Origin of the sequence: Mesorhizobium sp. ANAO-SY3R2 (assembly GCF_042466635.1) — a bacterium.
In the GTDB taxonomy this organism is placed as follows: domain Bacteria; phylum Pseudomonadota; class Alphaproteobacteria; order Rhizobiales; family Rhizobiaceae; genus Aminobacter.
Genome location: NZ_CP159955.1, coordinates 265,433 through 281,323, shown reverse-complemented (window position 1 = coordinate 281,323; position 15,891 = coordinate 265,433). Strand labels below are relative to the sequence as shown.

At 64.2% G+C, this 15,891-nt stretch carries 18 protein-coding genes and 1 riboswitch; of the genes, 9 read left to right on the top strand and 9 right to left on the bottom strand.

What is annotated here, in order from left to right; all coding sequences use genetic code 11:
• Window positions 1-177: 177 nt before the first annotated feature.
• From ABSY17_RS06155 to ABSY17_RS06135, 5 genes are read right to left on the bottom strand one after another with little or no spacing between them, the layout of a single operon-like run.
• A complete protein-coding gene (locus ABSY17_RS06155) occupies window positions 178-1,395 on the bottom strand; it encodes a hypothetical protein (protein ID WP_378948042.1) in 1,218 nt (405 codons plus the stop codon).
• Window positions 1,392-1,682, bottom strand: coding sequence for a hypothetical protein (locus ABSY17_RS06150; RefSeq protein WP_378948039.1), 291 nt, complete (start codon window positions 1,680-1,682; stop codon window positions 1,392-1,394). Before ABSY17_RS06150 ends, ABSY17_RS06155 begins: the two co-directional genes overlap by 4 nt.
• Window positions 1,679-2,062, bottom strand: coding sequence for a hypothetical protein (locus tag ABSY17_RS06145; protein WP_378948036.1), 384 nt, complete (start codon window positions 2,060-2,062; stop codon window positions 1,679-1,681). The genes ABSY17_RS06150 and ABSY17_RS06145 overlap by 4 nt, the downstream gene beginning before the upstream one ends.
• On the bottom strand, window positions 2,059-2,232 hold the full coding sequence (locus ABSY17_RS06140) for a hypothetical protein (protein WP_378948034.1): 174 nt from the start codon (window positions 2,230-2,232) through the stop codon (window positions 2,059-2,061). The genes ABSY17_RS06145 and ABSY17_RS06140 overlap by 4 nt, the downstream gene beginning before the upstream one ends.
• Window positions 2,229-2,417 carry a DNA-binding protein gene (locus tag ABSY17_RS06135; protein WP_378948031.1) on the bottom strand — a complete coding sequence of 63 codons (189 nt, stop codon included), beginning with the start codon at window positions 2,415-2,417 and terminating at the stop codon, window positions 2,229-2,231. Before ABSY17_RS06135 ends, ABSY17_RS06140 begins: the two co-directional genes overlap by 4 nt.
• Before the next feature lie 113 nt (window positions 2,418-2,530).
• Between ABSY17_RS06135 and ABSY17_RS06130 the strand changes: the two genes are divergently transcribed.
• The 3 genes from ABSY17_RS06130 to ABSY17_RS06120 all read left to right on the top strand — a co-directional run bounded on the left by ABSY17_RS06130 (window position 2,531) and on the right by ABSY17_RS06120 (window position 4,851).
• Window positions 2,531-2,851, top strand: coding sequence for an Arc family DNA-binding protein (locus ABSY17_RS06130; RefSeq protein WP_378948028.1), 321 nt, complete (start codon window positions 2,531-2,533; stop codon window positions 2,849-2,851).
• Entirely contained in the window at window positions 2,848-4,095 is a 1,248-nt protein-coding gene (locus ABSY17_RS06125) for a tyrosine-type recombinase/integrase (protein WP_378948025.1), read from the top strand. Before ABSY17_RS06130 ends, ABSY17_RS06125 begins: the two co-directional genes overlap by 4 nt.
• A gap of 192 nt (window positions 4,096-4,287) precedes the next feature.
• A complete protein-coding gene (locus ABSY17_RS06120; protein WP_378948022.1) occupies window positions 4,288-4,851 on the top strand; it encodes a DUF6602 domain-containing protein in 564 nt (187 codons plus the stop codon).
• A gap of 122 nt (window positions 4,852-4,973) precedes the next feature.
• Here the strand turns inward: ABSY17_RS06120 and lpdA are convergent, their stop codons facing one another.
• The 4 genes from lpdA to ABSY17_RS06100 all read right to left on the bottom strand — a co-directional run bounded on the left by lpdA (window position 4,974) and on the right by ABSY17_RS06100 (window position 10,135).
• Window positions 4,974-6,371 carry a dihydrolipoyl dehydrogenase gene (lpdA, locus tag ABSY17_RS06115; RefSeq protein WP_378948019.1) on the bottom strand — a complete coding sequence of 466 codons (1,398 nt, stop codon included), beginning with the start codon at window positions 6,369-6,371 and terminating at the stop codon, window positions 4,974-4,976.
• A gap of 147 nt (window positions 6,372-6,518) precedes the next feature.
• On the bottom strand, window positions 6,519-7,880 hold the full coding sequence (locus ABSY17_RS06110; protein ID WP_378948017.1) for a dihydrolipoamide acetyltransferase family protein: 1,362 nt from the start codon (window positions 7,878-7,880) through the stop codon (window positions 6,519-6,521).
• Between the two features lie 2 nt (window positions 7,881-7,882).
• The gene (locus ABSY17_RS06105; protein ID WP_378948014.1) at window positions 7,883-8,896 is read right to left on the bottom strand and encodes an alpha-ketoacid dehydrogenase subunit beta; all 1,014 of its coding nucleotides are present in this window, start codon (window positions 8,894-8,896) and stop codon (window positions 7,883-7,885) included.
• Window positions 8,897-8,899: 3 nt separating this feature from the next.
• Entirely contained in the window at window positions 8,900-10,135 is a 1,236-nt protein-coding gene (locus ABSY17_RS06100) for a 3-methyl-2-oxobutanoate dehydrogenase (2-methylpropanoyl-transferring) subunit alpha (protein WP_378948011.1), read from the bottom strand.
• 197 nt (window positions 10,136-10,332) lie between these two features.
• Window positions 10,333-10,449, top strand: a riboswitch (TPP riboswitch).
• A 117-nt stretch (window positions 10,450-10,566) separates the two neighbouring features.
• Between ABSY17_RS06100 and thiC the strand changes: the two genes are divergently transcribed.
• The 6 genes from thiC (at window position 10,567) to thiD (ending at window position 15,889) form a co-directional block, all read left to right on the top strand.
• The gene (gene thiC / locus ABSY17_RS06095; RefSeq protein ID WP_378948008.1) at window positions 10,567-12,384 is read left to right on the top strand and encodes a phosphomethylpyrimidine synthase ThiC; all 1,818 of its coding nucleotides are present in this window, start codon (window positions 10,567-10,569) and stop codon (window positions 12,382-12,384) included.
• A complete protein-coding gene (locus tag ABSY17_RS06090) occupies window positions 12,381-13,358 on the top strand; it encodes an FAD-dependent oxidoreductase (RefSeq protein WP_378948005.1) in 978 nt (325 codons plus the stop codon). The genes thiC and ABSY17_RS06090 overlap by 4 nt, the downstream gene beginning before the upstream one ends.
• Window positions 13,355-13,552, top strand: a complete 198-nt coding sequence (thiS, locus tag ABSY17_RS06085; RefSeq protein WP_378948002.1) for a sulfur carrier protein ThiS — start codon at window positions 13,355-13,357, stop codon at window positions 13,550-13,552. The genes ABSY17_RS06090 and thiS overlap by 4 nt, the downstream gene beginning before the upstream one ends.
• Window positions 13,553-13,755: 203 nt before the next feature.
• A complete protein-coding gene (locus tag ABSY17_RS06080) occupies window positions 13,756-14,529 on the top strand; it encodes a thiazole synthase (RefSeq protein WP_378947999.1) in 774 nt (257 codons plus the stop codon).
• Window positions 14,526-15,131 (top strand): thiamine phosphate synthase, encoded by a 606-nt coding sequence (locus ABSY17_RS06075; RefSeq protein ID WP_378947996.1) that lies wholly within the window; start codon window positions 14,526-14,528, stop codon window positions 15,129-15,131. The genes ABSY17_RS06080 and ABSY17_RS06075 overlap by 4 nt, the downstream gene beginning before the upstream one ends.
• On the top strand, window positions 15,122-15,889 hold the full coding sequence (thiD, locus tag ABSY17_RS06070) for a bifunctional hydroxymethylpyrimidine kinase/phosphomethylpyrimidine kinase (RefSeq protein ID WP_378947993.1): 768 nt from the start codon (window positions 15,122-15,124) through the stop codon (window positions 15,887-15,889). The genes ABSY17_RS06075 and thiD overlap by 10 nt, the downstream gene beginning before the upstream one ends.
• Window positions 15,890-15,891 lie beyond the last annotated feature (2 nt).

Genomic DNA, 15,891 nt, shown 5'->3' with positions numbered 1-15,891 from the left:
GGGGCCGGCCAGTCGGGCCGGCCCTCTCACGGTGACCGGTCAGGCGACGCGACGGTTGGCGGAGTGGACAGCCCGCGCCCGCCCCTGGACAGGAGCTTCGCCGCCCACAGCAGCAGGGGACGCATGTCGGTTGGTTGCTGGACGGCCTTGCGCCACCCCGCCGACGCATCGGGTCGATCACGCGTTTCCGGTATGCCGAGACCAACACCAGGTCTGGCAGGCTTGGGCATTGGCACCGGCGCGGCGACCTGGGTTTTCGCCGCGGGCGTCGATCTCATCCGAGGCAACTGCCAGGATCGCGAGCGCCTGCTCGGCCGAGAAATTCGTTTCGACGGCGAGAGTGTTGGCAAGAGCGGGCAGACGTTTCGCCACGTCGGTGCCGGTAATCGCTCGGATGCGCTCGCGTTCGTCTTCTAGTGCGGACATGTTTCTTCCCTTTTCGGGGTTTGTCTTCGGGCCAGCTACATTGACCGGGCTTGCGATGATTTTCCTGACTTCGGACGCCGCCCTTTCGCGAGAAGGGCGGCGTTTCCGTTTCGGGGCCGCAGATCGAAGGCCGTCTGTTTCCGATGCCGGGTGGTCGGCTGGGGCAGGAGTTAAGGCGAGCGCCAGCGGCCCTGCAGGCCGCTGGCCGTCGGCTGCAGCAATATCTGCAAGCGTCCATCCGTCCTTCAGCCAGCGATGTACCGTGGAGCGGCTGCGCCCAATCGCGCGTGCAACACATGCGACACTTTTTGTCAGCTGAGTTTCCGGGGATATATATAGATAGTCTTTATTGCCCTCGGACATTCGACTGACACGAATGTCGATCGTGCCGTCGGCGATCCACCGATAGATCGTCCGTTTGGTCTTGCAGAATTTTGTCGCCAGCGCCTGGATGACGTTCTCCATCTGCCTGGCACGGGGGACGCAACCTGCATTGCGGCGCTGGATCATCTTTCGGATCCGATCCCGATCGCGCCGCTCCTTTGCGCGGCGCTCGATGGCTGCAAGGCGTTCGCTCAGCCCCTCGCCCCGAGCCCCTAGTGTCCAGAGACGACAACGCTCGCGCTGAGCGGGCGTAACCGAGAGCATGCGCCCGATCTCATCCAAACTATGCAGCGGTCGACCTTCTGCATCCGACCACACGTCTTCCAATTCGCTGTCGGAAAATGGAAGCCCTGAGATCGAAACCCAGCCGACCAGATCGTCGAAACCTGCCTTTTCGTGCCGGAAGCACACAGCAGCTATGTCGACAATATCGTCCAGGCTATCGCCATGGATAAAGCCTCGCGCAATAGCTGTACGTAGATGTGTTAGACGAACGCCGGCATGGCTGAGCTTTGTTCCTTTGGGCCTTGCAGATCCAGGCGCCGGATCGGCAACGCGCATATTGAGGGTCAACTTTATACTCATGCGCGCGCCTCCCCCTTCAACAGGAATTGCGGCGGAAGAGTTTTTCTCAGTCCCTCTAGCTGAACAATCCGGGCGTCGATGTATTCGACAGCAAGATCTGCATCGCGCGATGCCACGTCGGCCGGTAGCCCTGCGCCCACATGCCTCAGGAAAATGTAGTCCCGAACATGCTTCTTGCTGGCCTTGCCGACCATCGCCACAATTTTCAATGCTTCGCGGTCAAGCCATACCCGATCGGTGACGATGACGCTGCGCAGGAGGCATACAGTTCCAACCGAGGGCTTCATCTGGGGACGCTCAGCATGCGATTGGCGACGTCGAATGCCTCGTTCACTTGCTGCTCGTTTAACCCGAAGCGTTCCCGAAGGACCTGAGGAGGTGCATCGGGCTCGAAGCCAAGCCAAATGCCGGCGAGCTTGGCGCGCAGGTCGCCAGTCCGAGGATCGAATGCCGGATCTTTTGAACCCTTCGGCCGGAAGGCGGTCGCGAGTTCCACCGGGCGCTCGAGCATGAGCTCGAGCGCTTCGATACCGGCCCGAGCGATCTCAAGCTCATTTGCGCCTGGCTCAGCCTTGCGCACCGCGTCGAAGGAATCTTGCGGTGTCGTCCAGAGATAGGACGGATCCATGAGCTGCTTGACTATCCGATTGTGCACCGCCGCGGTCATGTCGCCCTCGCCTGCCGCAGATTGTTCTCACGAATGGCTTCGATCGCCTGTTCGCGGGTTAGGCCAAACCGCTTGACAAGAGCTGGCACTGCTGCCCCGCCGCGCTCGGCGCGCGGCGTCTCCGCGAGCCAGGCGGCGGCGGCGTTAACCGTACTAGGAACGGCAGTCATGCCGCGGTTTCCAGAAAGAAGCTCAGCAGTTTTCCGCGCTCGGCGACCCAGCGGCCTCCAACCTTCTTTGCCGGCAACTGGCCTGTCTTAAGCATGTGGAACGTCTGTCGGGGTGTCCTCCCTATGAGCTTCGCAATCTCAGCGACCTCCCAAACAAGGTCAATTGTTGCCTCCGTATGCAGCATTTCAAAACTCCTGGTAACTGTGAGTTGCCCAATGTGCGTCATTGGTGCGGCATGAAAATGTGTGTCATACGTGTGGCATGGATGTCAAACAGATTGTGTGTCACTGGTGTGTCATGTCCAGAGAAGATCTACATTTCCGACTTCGAATTCCCGAGGATTTGAAACAGCGCATTGCGGTTGCAGCCTCGGAAAATCACCGCAGCATGACAGCGGAAATCATTGCACGGCTGGAAGCGTCGTTTGCGATGGGGGCCACATCAGACCGTCCTCGTGCGAGCCATTGGGAAATGCCCGAAGGGGTCACTCTTGATGACGTCAGCCGCGCTTACGAAGAAGCCACTCGGCAGGCGATTTCCATGGCCTTGAAGCGGCTTGGGGTCGTAGAGCGCCCGATTGTCGTTGCCGACAAATCACCAGATGAGGCCGACACTTGAGCATCCGCCGGCGCACCTGGACAACGGCCAAGGGCGTGGAAAAGACCGCCTGGATTTGCGACTATACCGACATCCAGGGGAAGCGCCGGCTGAAGACATTCCGCCTCAAGAAGAACGCCGACACCTTTGCAGCAACAGCCAAGATAGAGGTGCGAGACGGAACTCACGTTGCCGACAGCGCCAGCGCCACAGTTAAGGAAGCCGGCGAACTCTGGATCAAGGCCGCGGGGCGCAGGGTTGAGCGCGGTACGCTCGTCCAGTATCAGCAGCACCTCGATCTCCATATCGCCCCGTTCCTTGGAACCACGCTGCTTTCGCGGCTCACGGTTCCGGCTGTCCGCGACTTCGAGGATAAGCTGGTCGACGAGGGCCGCTCGCCGGCCATGGTGCGCAAGGTGGTGGTCAGCCTCGGCTCGCTGTTGGCAGACGCGCAGGAACGCGGGCTTGTGATCCGCAATGCGGTCAGGGAGAAATCTCGCGCCAGGCAGAAGGGCCGCGATAGACGCCAGGAGAAGCGCCAGAAGGGCAAGCTGAAGGTCGGGACAGACATTCCGACCAGAGATGAGGTCAAGGCCATTGTCGGCGCCCTGGAAGGCCGTTGGCGGCCGTTGCTGCTTACGGCGATCTTCACCGGCCTGCGTGCGTCAGAACTGCGAGGCCTCCGGTGGAAAGACGTCGAACTTGAGAAACGCGAGATCCACGTCCATCAGCGGGCCGACCGCTTCAACGACATCGGCAAGCCGAAGTCTGAAGCTGGCGAGCGTACCGTTCCGACGCCCCCCATCGTCATAAACGCCCTGAAGGAATGGCGCCTGGCTTGCCCGCGGCCACGCACCGGCGAGCAGGACGCCGACGGCAATCCGCTAGTCGAGGAGATGCGGCCGGAGCAGCTTGTCTTCCCTAATGGCCAGGGGAAGGTCGAGAGCCTGTCGAACATCATGCAACGCGGTTTCCTGCCGGTCCAGGTTAAGGCCGGCGTGTCTGTCGATACCGGTGACAAGGACAAGAAGGGCCGGCCGATCATGGCCGCCAAGTACACCGGCATCCACTCGCTTCGGCACTTCTATGCAAGCTGGCTGATCAATCGCAAGGAAGACGGCGGGCTCGGGTTGCCGCCGAAGACGGTGCAGGAACGGCTCGGCCATTCGACCATTGCGCTCACCATGGACACCTATTCGCACCTGTTCCCGCGTAACGATGACGCCGACGAGCTATCCGCAGCAGAAAAGGCGCTATTGGGATGAACGAAAGCATCTTTCGGCGAGACCATCGACAGAAGGTAAGCGCGGCTATTGCGCGCGCGAATGCGCTCGGAACCGAGGGGCATGCTGGAGTTCGGGGCAGACTCCGGGAGTTGCTCGTTCACGATATCCTTCGGCCGGTGATGCCGCCCGAGATAAAACTTTGGTAGCGGCCAACTCACCGTCGACGGTTCCTTGTCCGGCGAGGTCGATGTCATCCTCTACTCGCCAGCCATAATGCCACCTGCCCTATTCGACAATACCAACGGCTATTTCCCAATCGAGTCAGCGCTTTATGCCATCGAGGTCAAAAGCCGCATTGATGCAGAGGAGATTAGGAAATCGATATCAGCAGCCAAGGCGATACGTGCACTACCGCATATCGGGACAGTGCACTCTTACCCGACCTTCGATGAACGTATCATAGAATCAAAGGTCGTACCCACGCCGCTCGCTATCAACTCCCTATTTGCGTTCGGGTCAGACCTGAAGCCCGATCCAGAAAGCGAGCTCCAGCGATACCGAAAGTATGACGACAAAGCGGACTCTGCCCCGGCGCTGAAAGTCATTTGCATTGTAGGACGGGGATATTGGCATTTTTCGGAGAGGTGGAAATTTTGTCCGGCTGATGCGAACCACACTGAGGTGATGGCTTGGCTGAGCGGCACAGCAAATACGATGCCAGGCTTTATCGTGGCGAAGGGCAGACCGCGCTTCGGCAACTATCTTTTTTCCGGCGACATGACTGACGCGACATGAACGCGACATAGGTCATAGCAACCCTTGCACTGCAAGGTTCTCAGGAAGCTTCCTAATCTGTAGGTCACAGGTTCGATTCCTGTCGGGATCACCACTTTTGAAACAAGCGTTGACGCCGCGCCTCAGATGTGGAGCGCGTGGCCGAGCGTCCGCAGTGCCGCCTCGAGGAAAGCCTCGCCCTGCGTTGGATGGGCATGGATGGTGCCGGCAATGTCCTCCAGCTGCGCGCCCATCTCGATCGCCAGGCTGAAGGCAGCCGAAAGCTCCGACGCGCCGGTACCAACTGCCTGGATGCCGAGAACCAGATGGTTGTCGGCGCGTGCCACCACCCGGACAAAACCGTCCTCACCCGACAAGGTCATGGCGCGACCGTTGGCCGAGAACGGAAACTGCGCCGACTTGATCTCGATACCGGCAGCCTTGGCCTCATCGGGCGACAGCCCAACAGTAACGATCTCGGGATCGGTGAAGCAGACTGCGGGGATCGACCGCTTGTCCCAGGCTCGCTTGTGGCCGGCAACGATCTCGGCCACCATTTCGCCCTGCGCCATAGCGCGGTGCGCCAACATCGGCTCGCCGGTGACGTCGCCGATGGCATAAATACCGCGCATCGAGGTGCGGCACTGGTCGTCGATGCGGATGAAGGGGCCGTCGCGGTCTAGATCGATCTCCTCCAGCCCCCAGCTCTCGACCTGCGGCTTGCGGCCGACGGTCACCAGCACCTTATCGGCGGCGATTTTCTGCTCGGTGCCATCGGCGGCCTCGAGCAGCAGCGCATCGCCCTTGCCGGAAAGTCCCCTGGCCTTGGCGCCCGTCAAAACCTTGACGCCAAGCGCGTCGAGCCGCTTGGCGACCGGCCGGGTCAACTCGGCATCATATTGCGGCAGAATACGCGACAGGGCCTCGACAACCGCAACCTTGGAACCGAGCTTGGCGAATGCAGTGCCAAGCTCCAGCCCGATATAGCCACCGCCAACGACGACCAGTTCCGGGGGCAACTGCTTGAGAGCGAGCGCTTCGGTGGAGGAAATGACCGGCCCGCCAAAGGGCAAGAACGGCAGCTCGACCGGCGCCGAGCCGGTGGCGATGACGATCGTCTCGGCGCGGATCACCTGCAGGCCGGTCTCTGTGTCGACCTCGACGGTCTTGCCGTCGCGAAACCTCGCCCAGCCGACCACGGCCTTGACCCCGGCCTTCTTCAGCAGGCCGGTGACACCGGCGTTCAGGCGGCCAACGATGCGATCCTTCCACGCGACCGTCTTGGCTAGGTCGATGGCAGGCGTTGAGACGGTAATGCCGAACGGGCTCCTGCCGGAGGCCATCTCGGTCGCCTTGGAATACTCGTCGGCCGCATGGATCATCGCCTTGGAGGGAATGCAGCCGACATTGAGGCAGGTGCCGCCGGCCTTGACCGCTTCGACGATGACCGTATCGATGCCGAGCTGGCCGGCGCGGATGGCGCAGACATAGCCGCCAGGCCCGGCGCCCATGACGAGCAGCTTGCAGGAGATTTCTTTCATTGATTTTGTCCCGCCAGACAATCGGCAAAGCCGCGTTTCTTGCCACCCCCCTCTGGCCTGCCGGCCATCTCCCCCTCAAGGGGGGAGATGGCCGGCAGGCCAGAGGGGGGTGCGAAAGAGTGGAGACCAAGCCGAGAGATCATCGCCTCACCCCTCGACAAAGATCAACGCCGGCGTTTCGAGCAGCGTCTTGAGCCGCTGGACGAACACCGCCGCGTCCCAGCCGTCGATGACGCGATGGTCGAAGCTGGAAGATAGGTTCATCATCTTGCGCGGGACGAACTGACTGCCGTCCCACATTGGCCGGACCATGATCTTGTTGACGCCGACGATCGCGACTTCGGGGTAGTTGATGACGGGCGTGGTGACGACGCCACCCATCGCCCCCAGCGAAGTGATGGTGATGGTCGAGCCGGCCAGTTCCTCGCGCGTCGCCGTGCCCGCCTTGGCGGCATCGGCAAGGCGGTTGACCTCGGCCGCGCAATCCCAGAGGTCACGCGCCTCGGCATGCCTGACCACCGGAACCATCAGGCCAGCAGGCGTCTGCGCCGCGATACCGATATGGGCGCCGGCGTGGCGGTGGATGACGCCGGCTTCGTCGTCATAGAGCGCATTGATCTGCGGCTGCTCGGAAACCGCCTTGACCATGGCGCGCATCAGGAAGGGCAGCAACGTCAGCTTCGGCCGGTCAGCGCGCCTTTCGGCATTGAGCTTGGCCCGCAGGTCCTCGAGGGCGGTGACGTCGATCTCCTCGACATAGGTGATGTGCGCGATGTGCTGCCTGGCCAGCGCCATCTTCTCGGCGATGCGACGGCGCAGGCCGACGACCTTGATCTCCTCGACGCCGGTCCTTTGCTGCAAGCCGGCGACCGGAACGGCGGCACCCCGCACCGAAAATGCGTCGAGGTCCTCATGGGTGATGCGGCCGGCGGGTCCGGTGCCGGGCACCTGGCGCAGGTCGATGCCGGCTTCCCGGGCGCGCAGGCGGACTGCGGGCGAGGCGAGCGGACGCTCGCCTTCGGGGCGCGGCAGGCTGACGGTCGCGGGACGTGCGGCACCCCCACCCCTAGCCCCTCCCCACAAGGGGGAGGGGGACCCGGTTTGCGCTGTTCCATCGGCTGCATCGGCTTTGTGCGCTTCGGTTGTCGCCGCAGAGATCGCCTGTTGTCCCCCTCCCCCTTGTGGGGAGGGGCTAGGGGTGGGGGTAGCCTGCACGACCCGTGCGGAAGGCTTTTCGGCCGCCGCCCCCGCCGCCACGCCCCCCTCGCCCGCAACCGTTATCCGCACGATGGGCGACCCGACAGCCACCACCTCGCCGATCTCGGCGCCCAGCCAGCTGACCTCGCCATCGACCGGAGACGGAATCTCGACGGTCGCCTTGTCGGTCATGACGGCGGCAAGTACTGCGTCCTCGCGCACGAGATCGCCGACCTTGACGTGCCATTCGACGAGTTCGGCCTCGGCCACGCCTTCGCCGACATCGGGCAACTTGATGACATGCTCGCCCATGCTCACGCCCCCATCGTTTCGATCAGCGCTTCGCCGACCCGCTTGGGGCCGGGGAAGTAGTCCCACTCCTGTGCATGCGGATAAGGCGTGTCCCAGCCGGTGACGCGCGCAATCGGCGCTTCGAGCCGGTAGAAGCAATGCTCCTGTACGAGAGCCGCAAGTTCGGCGCCGAAGCCCGATGTAAGCGTCGCCTCATGCACGATAACGCAGCGCCCGGTCTTGTTGACCGAGGCTGTGATTGCGTCGAGATCGAGCGGCAAGAGCGAGCGCAGGTCGATCACCTCGGCGTCGATGCCGGTCTCCTCGGCTGCCGCCTGCGCGACATAGACCATGGTGCCATAGGCAAGCACGGTCAGCGCCGCGCCGGGCCGGCGAATCTCGGCCCTGCCGAGCGGGACGGTATAATGGCCCTCCAGCACCTCGCCCAGCTCGTGCTTCGACCAGGCCGTCACCGGTCGTTCATGGTGGCCGTCGAAGGGGCCGTTGTACAATCGTTTCGGCTCCAGGAAGATCACCGGATCGGGGTCCTCGATCGCGGCGATCAGCAGACCCTTGGCGTCGCGCGGATTGGACGGCACGACGACCTTGAGGCCGGACACATGGGTGAACAGCGCCTCGGGGCTCTGGCTGTGGGTCTGGCCGCCGAAGATGCCGCCGCCCGTCGGCATGCGGATGACGATCGGGCAGGTGAACTCGCCGTTCGAGCGGTAGCGCAATCGTGCCGCCTCCGAAACGATCTGGTCGTAGGCCGGGTAGACATAGTCGGCGAACTGCACTTCGACGCAGGGCTTGAGCCCATAGGCGGCCATGCCGATGGCAGCGCCGACGATGCCAAGCTCGCTGATCGGCGCGTCGAAGCAGCGCGAGCGGCCGTATTTCTGCTGCAGCCCTTGCGTGCAGCGGAAGACGCCGCCGAAATAGCCGACGTCCTCGCCGAAGACGACGACATCGTCGTCGCGCCCCATGGCGACGTCCATGGCGCTGCGGATGGCTTCGATCATGGTCATGCGCGGCATCGGCTATACCCCCGCCTTCTGGCGCTGGCGCCTGAGATGCGGCGGCATCTCGGCATAGACGCCCTCAAACATGTCGCGCGTCGACGGCTTGCCGCCGGCATGCAATGTGCCGTGGCTTTCGGCCTCCTTTTGCGCTGATATCACCGTCTCGAGGATTTCGGCCTCCGCCTGCTTGTGGCGCTCGTCCGACCACAGACCGCGCTTGATCAGGTGGTTCTTCAGCCGGATCACCGGGTCGCCGAGCGGCCAGGCGTCGGACTCCGTCTTGGGCCGGTAGGCCGACGGATCGTCCGAGGTCGAATGCGCGCCGACGCGGTAGGTGACGTATTCGACCAGGGTCGGCCCGAGATTGGACCTCGCCCGCTCGATCGCCCATTTGGCAACCGCATGGACGGCAAGATAGTCGTTGCCGTCGACGCGAAGTGCGGGGATGCCGAAGCCGAGGCCGCGCGCGGCAAATGTGCCGGAACCGCCGCGCGCAATGCCCTGGAAGGTCGAGATCGCCCACTGGTTGTTGACGATGTTGAGCACGACGGGCGCCTTGTAGGTCGAGGCGAACACCAGTGCTGCGTGGAAGTCGCTTTCGGCGGTGGCGCCATCGCCGACCCAGCCGACGGCGATCCTGGTATCGCCCTTGATCGCCGAGGCCATCGCCCAGCCGACGGCCTGGATGTATTGCGTCGTCAGGTTGCCGGAGATCGAGAAGAAGCCGTGTTCCTTCGAGGCATACATGACCGGCAGCTGCCGGCCCTTCAGCGGATCGCGCTCGTTGGAGAAGATCTGGTTCATCATGTCGACCATCGGGTAGCCGCCTGCGATCAGCAGGCCGGCCTGGCGATAGGTCGGGAAATTCATGTCGCCGGGGCTCAGCGCCTTGCGGAAGGCACAGCTGACCGCCTCCTCGCCCATATGCTGCATGTAGAACGAGGTCTTGCCCTGACGCTGGGCCATCAGCATGCGCGCGTCGAAGGCGCGCAGCGTCATCATGTGGCGCAGGCCCTCGAGTTGCTCCGCGTCGGTCAGCGTACCTGCCCACGGCCCGACCGCCTCGCCCTCGCGGTTCAGCACCCGGATGATCGAATAGGCGAGATCGCGGATGGCGCGCGGATCGACATCGACCTCCGGCCGGTCGACCGAGCCCGCCCGGGGGATCGGCACGTTGGAGAAGTCGGGCGTTCCGCCGGGGCGCACTTCCGGCTCGGGCACATGGAATTTCAGCGGCGAGGCATGGTCCGTCACGGATGCTCCTCCTTGCTCGCATGCAGGCCGGATGCTCCTCCCCGGGGACCGCATGCGTCAGACAATTTATGTCAGCAACACTGACCTATTATCCGATCGCGGCCGGAACCGCAATGGGGTCCCGCCGCGACGACTTTGGCATTCTCTCGGCCTCTGTGAAAGGCCGTTGACAGCACGCATGTTCCGCGCTCATCCTAAGGGCTCACCAGGGGGGTCCCGACAAGGGGCTGAGATACTGCTGGCTCGCGCAGCGCAGTGACCCGTTGAACCTGATCCAGTTCACACTGGCGTAGGGACGGTGCGAGGCTTCGCGGGTCGGACCTATCCGACTTCGGGAATCGGGCAAAAGCCCGAAATCCCCCAGGCAAAGACTCACCTCCTCCTTTCCGCACGAACTGGGTCTCCGTTGCAAACGAGCATGGAGGCTCACTATGAATGCCCTGACCCCGACCGTCACAACAGGCGAACTGCCCGCCTCAAAGAAGGTCCACAAGCCCGGCCAGCTTCACCCCGGCATCCGCGTGCCGATGCGCGAGATCTCGGTCCATCCGAGCGCTGGCGAGCCACCCGTCACCGTCTACGATTCCTCCGGGCCCTACACCGACGCCAATGTGAAGATCGATATCGAGGGCGGGCTGCCGCGCCTGCGCGAGCAATGGATCCTGGCACGCGGCGACGTCGAACGCTACGCAGGCCGCGCCATCAAGGACGAGGACAACGGCTTTGTTTCGGCTGAGCGGCTAACGCCGGAATTCCCGGTCCGCAACGCCCCGCTGCGTGCCACCGGCGGTCGCGCCGTCACCCAGCTCGCCTATGCCCGCGCCGGCATCGTGACGCCGGAGATGGAATTCGTCGCCATCCGCGAAAACCTCGGTCGCGAGCAACTCAGGGCGAAGCTCGCCCGCGACGGCGAGAGTTTTGGCGCCGCCATTCCCGACTTCGTTACGCCCGAATTCATCCGCGACGAGGTGGCGCGCGGCCGCGCCATCATCCCTTCCAACATCAACCATCCCGAGAGCGAGCCGATGATCATCGGCCGCAATTTCCTGGTCAAGATCAACGCCAATATCGGCAATTCGGCCGTCACCTCGTCCATGGCCGAGGAAGTCGAGAAGATGGTGTGGGCGACCCGCTGGGGTGCGGACACGGTGATGGACCTGTCCACGGGACGCAACATCCACAACATTCGCGACTGGATCGTCCGCAACTCGCCTGTGCCGATCGGAACGGTGCCACTCTACCAGGCGCTCGAAAAGGTCGGCGGCATCGCCGAAAACCTGACCTGGGAGGTATTCCGCGACACCCTCATCGAGCAGGCCGAACAGGGCGTCGACTACTTCACCATCCATGCCGGCGTGCGCCTGGCCTACATCCACCTGACCGTCGACCGTGTCACCGGCATCGTCTCGCGCGGCGGCTCGATCATGGCCAAGTGGTGCCTGCATCACCACAAGGAGAGCTTCCTCTACGAGCATTTCGAGGAGATCTGCGACATCTGCCGGACCTATGACGTCGCCTTCTCGCTCGGCGACGGCCTGCGCCCCGGCTCGATTGCCGACGCCAATGACGCCGCCCAGTTCGCCGAGTTGGAGACGCTTGGGGAACTCACCCAGATCGCCTGGGCCAAGGACTGCCAGGTGATGATCGAGGGCCCCGGCCATGTGCCGATGCACAAGATCAAGGAGAACATGGACAAGCAGCTCGCCGTCTGCGGCGAGGCGCCCTTCTACACGCTCGGGCCTTTGACCACCGACATCGCCCCCGGGTACGATCACATCACCTCGGGCATCGGCGCGGCGATGATCGGTTGGTTCGGCACGGCCATGCTCTGCTACGTCACGCCGAAGGAGCATCTCGGCCTGCCCGACCGCGACGACGTCAAGGTGGGCGTCATCACCTATAAAATCGCGGCGCATGCCGCCGACCTCGCCAAGGGTCATCCAGCATCCAAGGTCAGGGACGACGCACTGTCGCGGGCGCGCTTCGAGTTCCGCTGGGAGGACCAGTTCAACCTCTCGCTCGATCCCGAGACGGCGCGTGCCTTCCACGACGAGACCCTGCCCAAGGAGGCGCACAAGGTGGCTCATTTCTGCTCCATGTGCGGCCCGAAATTCTGCTCGATGCGGATTTCCCACGACATCCGAGCCGAGGCGCAGAAAGAAGGGCTCGCGGCCATGGCGGCGAAGTACCGGGACGGCGGCGACCTCTACATGCCCGTGAGCGACACGGAGGCGGCGAAACAGCCATGAAGGTGCTGATCCGCGGCGCGGGCGTCGCCGGATTGACGCTCGCGCATGAGCTGGTGACACGCGGCGCCGACGTCACCGTGGCCGAGAGGCGCAGGCAAATAGCCGGCAATGCCTCCTGGCAGGCCGGCGGGATGCTCGCGCCATGGTGCGAGCGCGAGAGTGCGGAAGAAGCGGTGCTCACTCTGGGCAAAGGCGCGGCCGACTGGTGGGACACCGCCCTGCCCGGCCATGTCGTCCGCAACGGCACGCTGGTGCTCGCACCTGCGCGTGATGCCGGCGAGCTCGACCGCTTCGGCCGCCGCACCTCCGGCTTTCGGCAGATCGACGCCGAGGCGATCGCCGCGCGCGAACCGGACCTTGCCGGACGGTTCGGGCGCGGGCTGTTCTTCGCCGAAGAAGCGCACCTCGACCCGCGCAGAGCGCTGATCGGCCTACAGCAAAAGCTGCTCGGGTTAGGCGTGCGCTTCGAGTTCGGCTACGGCGCGGTGCGGATGGAGGGCGCAGCGGACTTCGAGGCCGACTGCACGGGCATCGCCGAGGCGCACGCCGAATTGCGCGGGGTGCGCGGCGAGATGCTGCTTTTGCGCACGCCCGAAATCTCGCTGTCGCGGCCGGTGCGGCTGCTTCACCCGCGCATCCCGATCTATGTCGTGCCGCGCGCGGACAACCTGTTCATGTTCGGCGCCACGATGATCGAAAGCGATGCCGCTGGCCCGATCAGCGCGCGCTCGACGATGGAGCTGCTCAACGCCGCCTATGCACTGCATCCGGCCTTCGGCGGCGCCGAGATCATCGAGACCGGCACCGGCGTGCGCCCAGCCTTTGCCGACAACCTGCCGCGCGTCGAGCGCGACGGCCAACACATCCGCGTCAATGGCCTCTACCGCCACGGCTTCCTGCTTGCACCCGCCATGGCGCGGCAGGCGGCCGACATGATCCTGGGAAATCCGACTGGAGAGGGAACTCGTCCATGAATCTCATCGTCAATGGCGAACGCTACGAAGTCGCGGCCGCCACGCTTGCCGGCCTGCTCGCCGAACTCGACTACGGAGGCAGTTGGCTGGCCACCGCGCTCAACGGCGAGGTCGTGCCGGCCGGGGAACGCGATGCTTGCCCGCTTGCCGAAGGCGACCGCATCGAAATCCTGTCGCCGATGAAGGGAGGGTGAGGCCATGTCGAACCTACCCCCACCCCTAACCCCTCCCCACAAGGGGGAGGGGAATCCTGATCCCCACGCCCCTCGTCATCTGGAACTGACGAGCACTCCAGCAGGCCGGACGCGGCTCAAGTCCCCCTCCCCCTTGTGGGGAGGGGTTAGGGGTGGGGGTACGTCGGCCTCTACCTCCAAACCGACATCGAGGAGGTGACCCCATGCTCGAACTCTACGGCCAACAAGTCTCCTCCCGCCTGCTGCTCGGCACCGCGCTCTACCCCTCGCCGGCCATCATGGCCGATGCCATCAGCGCCTCTGGAGCAGACATCGTCACCGTCTCGCTCCGCCGCGAGTCGTCAGGCGGCAGGACGGGCGAAAAATTCTGGGAACTGATCCGCTCGCTCGGCGTGCGGGTCCTGCCCAATACTGCCGGCTGCCATTCGGCCAGGGAGGCGGTGACGACGGCGAAGATGGCGCGCGAGGTCTTTTCCACCAACTGGATCAAGCTTGAGGTCATCGGCAACCACGACACGCTACAGCCCGACGTCTTCGGGCTGGTCGAGGCCGCCCGTATCCTCGCCGTCGACGGTTTCGAGGTCTTTCCCTACACCACCGACGACCTTGTCGTGGCCGAGCGGCTGCTCGATGCCGGCTGCAGGGTGCTGATGCCGTGGTGCGCGCCGATCGGCTCCGCGCGGGGTCCCCAGAACCTCGATGCCCTGCGTAGCCTGCGCGGTCGTTTCCCAGAGGTGCCCTTGATCGTCGATGCCGGCATCGGCCGTCCGTCGCATGCCGCAACCGTCATGGAACTCGGCTACGACGCCGTGCTGCTCAACACCGCCGTCGCCAAATCAGGCGATCCGGCCGCGATGGCTGGCGCCTTCGCCAAGGCGGTCCAAGCCGGCCGCGAGGCATTCATCGCCGGCATGCTCGAACCGCGTGACATGGCCGTCCCCTCCACCCCCGTCATCGGACTGGCAACTTTCTCATGAAGCTCGACCCGTTCTATCTCATTCTGGATACCGCCGCCTGGATCGAGCGGCTGGTGCCATCGGGCGTCAGGCTGGTGCAGCTACGCATCAAGGATCTGGACGAGCCGGCCTTGCGCCGCGAAATCCGCGCCGCAAAAGCCACCTGCGCACGTCACGGCTGCCAGCTCATCGTCAACGATTATTGGCAGCTAGCCATCGAGGAGGCTTGTGATTTCGTCCATCTCGGCCAGGAGGACCTTGCTGATGCCGATGTTCCGGCCATCCGCCGGGCCGGCATGAAGCTCGGCGTCAGCACCCACGACCACGCCGAACTCGAAGCAGCGCTCGCCGCCTCCCCCGACTATGTCGCGCTTGGCCCTGTTTATCCGACCATCCTGAAAGCGATGAAATGGGCGCCGCAGGGGCTCGACCGCCTCGCCGAGTGGAAGCGCAGGATCGGCAGCCTGCCGCTCGTCGCCATCGGGGGGCTCAATGTCACGCGCATCGACGGCGTGTTCGCGCACGGCGCCGACAGCGCCGCCGTCGTCACCGACATCACCCGGCATGCCGATCCGGAGGGCCGAACGCGCCAATGGCTGGCGGCGACGGCGCAATGGCGATGACACCGCATGTGCTTGTTGTCGCCGGCACCGACTCGAGCGGCGGCGCTGGCCTTTCGCGCGACGTCGAGACCATCGCCGCTTTCGGCCTGCGGACCAGCGTCGCCGTGACGGCAGTCACGGTGCAGACCGACGAGGCCGTCGAGCGGATCGAACAGATGCCGCCCGACCTGATCGCCGCCCAGATGCGGGCAGCGCTCGCCGCCAGCCCGGTAGCCGCGATCAAGATCGGTATGCTGGGTACGACGGCGGCCGTGGAGGCAGTGGCCTCCGTTCTGGCCAGCTACCCACAGGTTCCCTTGGTGCTCGACCCGGTTCTTGCCTCGACTTCGGGCCGAGCGCTTATGGACAGCGACGCAATCGACGCACTCAAGCGGCAGTTGATCCCGCTTTGCAGCCTCGTCACCCCGAATCTGCACGAACTCGCACTGCTCAGCGCTTCGCCGCCTGCGCTCGATGAAGTCGAGATCATCCGTCAGGGACAGGCGCTGATCGACGCCGGCGCCACTGCTGTGCTGGTCAAGGGCGGCCATGCGACGGGCGAAAACTCGGCCGACATCCTGCTGCGACCGGACCGGGCGCCCATGAGGTTCGAAGCACCACGCATCGCAGCCACGATGCGCGGCACCGGCTGCATGCTGGCCAGCGCCATATCAGCCCATCTGGCGTGTGGCGAAACGCTGGAATCCAGCGTTCGCGACGCCAAGCACTACGTCCTCGAGCGGCTCCGAGCCTCGGCACCGCCAAGGCTGGAGCGCTAGGA

What these genes read in the sequence shown, in the direction of transcription:
- ABSY17_RS06075 (WP_378947996.1), top strand. Translation starts at nt 14,526, where the DNA reads ATGAAGCTCGACCCGTTCTATCTCATTCTGGATACCGCCGCCTGGATC.
- thiD (WP_378947993.1), top strand. Translation starts at nt 15,122, where the DNA reads ATGGCGATGACACCGCATGTGCTTGTTGTCGCCGGCACCGACTCGAGC.
- thiS (WP_378948002.1), top strand. Translation starts at nt 13,355, where the DNA reads ATGAATCTCATCGTCAATGGCGAACGCTACGAAGTCGCGGCCGCCACG.
- ABSY17_RS06080 (WP_378947999.1), top strand. Translation starts at nt 13,756, where the DNA reads ATGCTCGAACTCTACGGCCAACAAGTCTCCTCCCGCCTGCTGCTCGGC.
- ABSY17_RS06140 (WP_378948034.1), bottom strand. Translation starts at nt 2,232, where the DNA reads ATGACTGCCGTTCCTAGTACGGTTAACGCCGCCGCCGCCTGGCTCGCG.
- lpdA (WP_378948019.1), bottom strand. Translation starts at nt 6,371, where the DNA reads ATGAAAGAAATCTCCTGCAAGCTGCTCGTCATGGGCGCCGGGCCTGGC.
- ABSY17_RS06130 (WP_378948028.1), top strand. Translation starts at nt 2,531, where the DNA reads ATGTCCAGAGAAGATCTACATTTCCGACTTCGAATTCCCGAGGATTTG.
- ABSY17_RS06150 (WP_378948039.1), bottom strand. Translation starts at nt 1,682, where the DNA reads ATGAAGCCCTCGGTTGGAACTGTATGCCTCCTGCGCAGCGTCATCGTC.
- ABSY17_RS06135 (WP_378948031.1), bottom strand. Translation starts at nt 2,417, where the DNA reads ATGCTGCATACGGAGGCAACAATTGACCTTGTTTGGGAGGTCGCTGAG.
- ABSY17_RS06090 (WP_378948005.1), top strand. Translation starts at nt 12,381, where the DNA reads ATGAAGGTGCTGATCCGCGGCGCGGGCGTCGCCGGATTGACGCTCGCG.
- ABSY17_RS06110 (WP_378948017.1), bottom strand. Translation starts at nt 7,880, where the DNA reads ATGGGCGAGCATGTCATCAAGTTGCCCGATGTCGGCGAAGGCGTGGCC.
- thiC (WP_378948008.1), top strand. Translation starts at nt 10,567, where the DNA reads ATGAATGCCCTGACCCCGACCGTCACAACAGGCGAACTGCCCGCCTCA.
- ABSY17_RS06145 (WP_378948036.1), bottom strand. Translation starts at nt 2,062, where the DNA reads ATGACCGCGGCGGTGCACAATCGGATAGTCAAGCAGCTCATGGATCCG.
- ABSY17_RS06155 (WP_378948042.1), bottom strand. Translation starts at nt 1,395, where the DNA reads ATGAGTATAAAGTTGACCCTCAATATGCGCGTTGCCGATCCGGCGCCT.
- ABSY17_RS06105 (WP_378948014.1), bottom strand. Translation starts at nt 8,896, where the DNA reads ATGCCGCGCATGACCATGATCGAAGCCATCCGCAGCGCCATGGACGTC.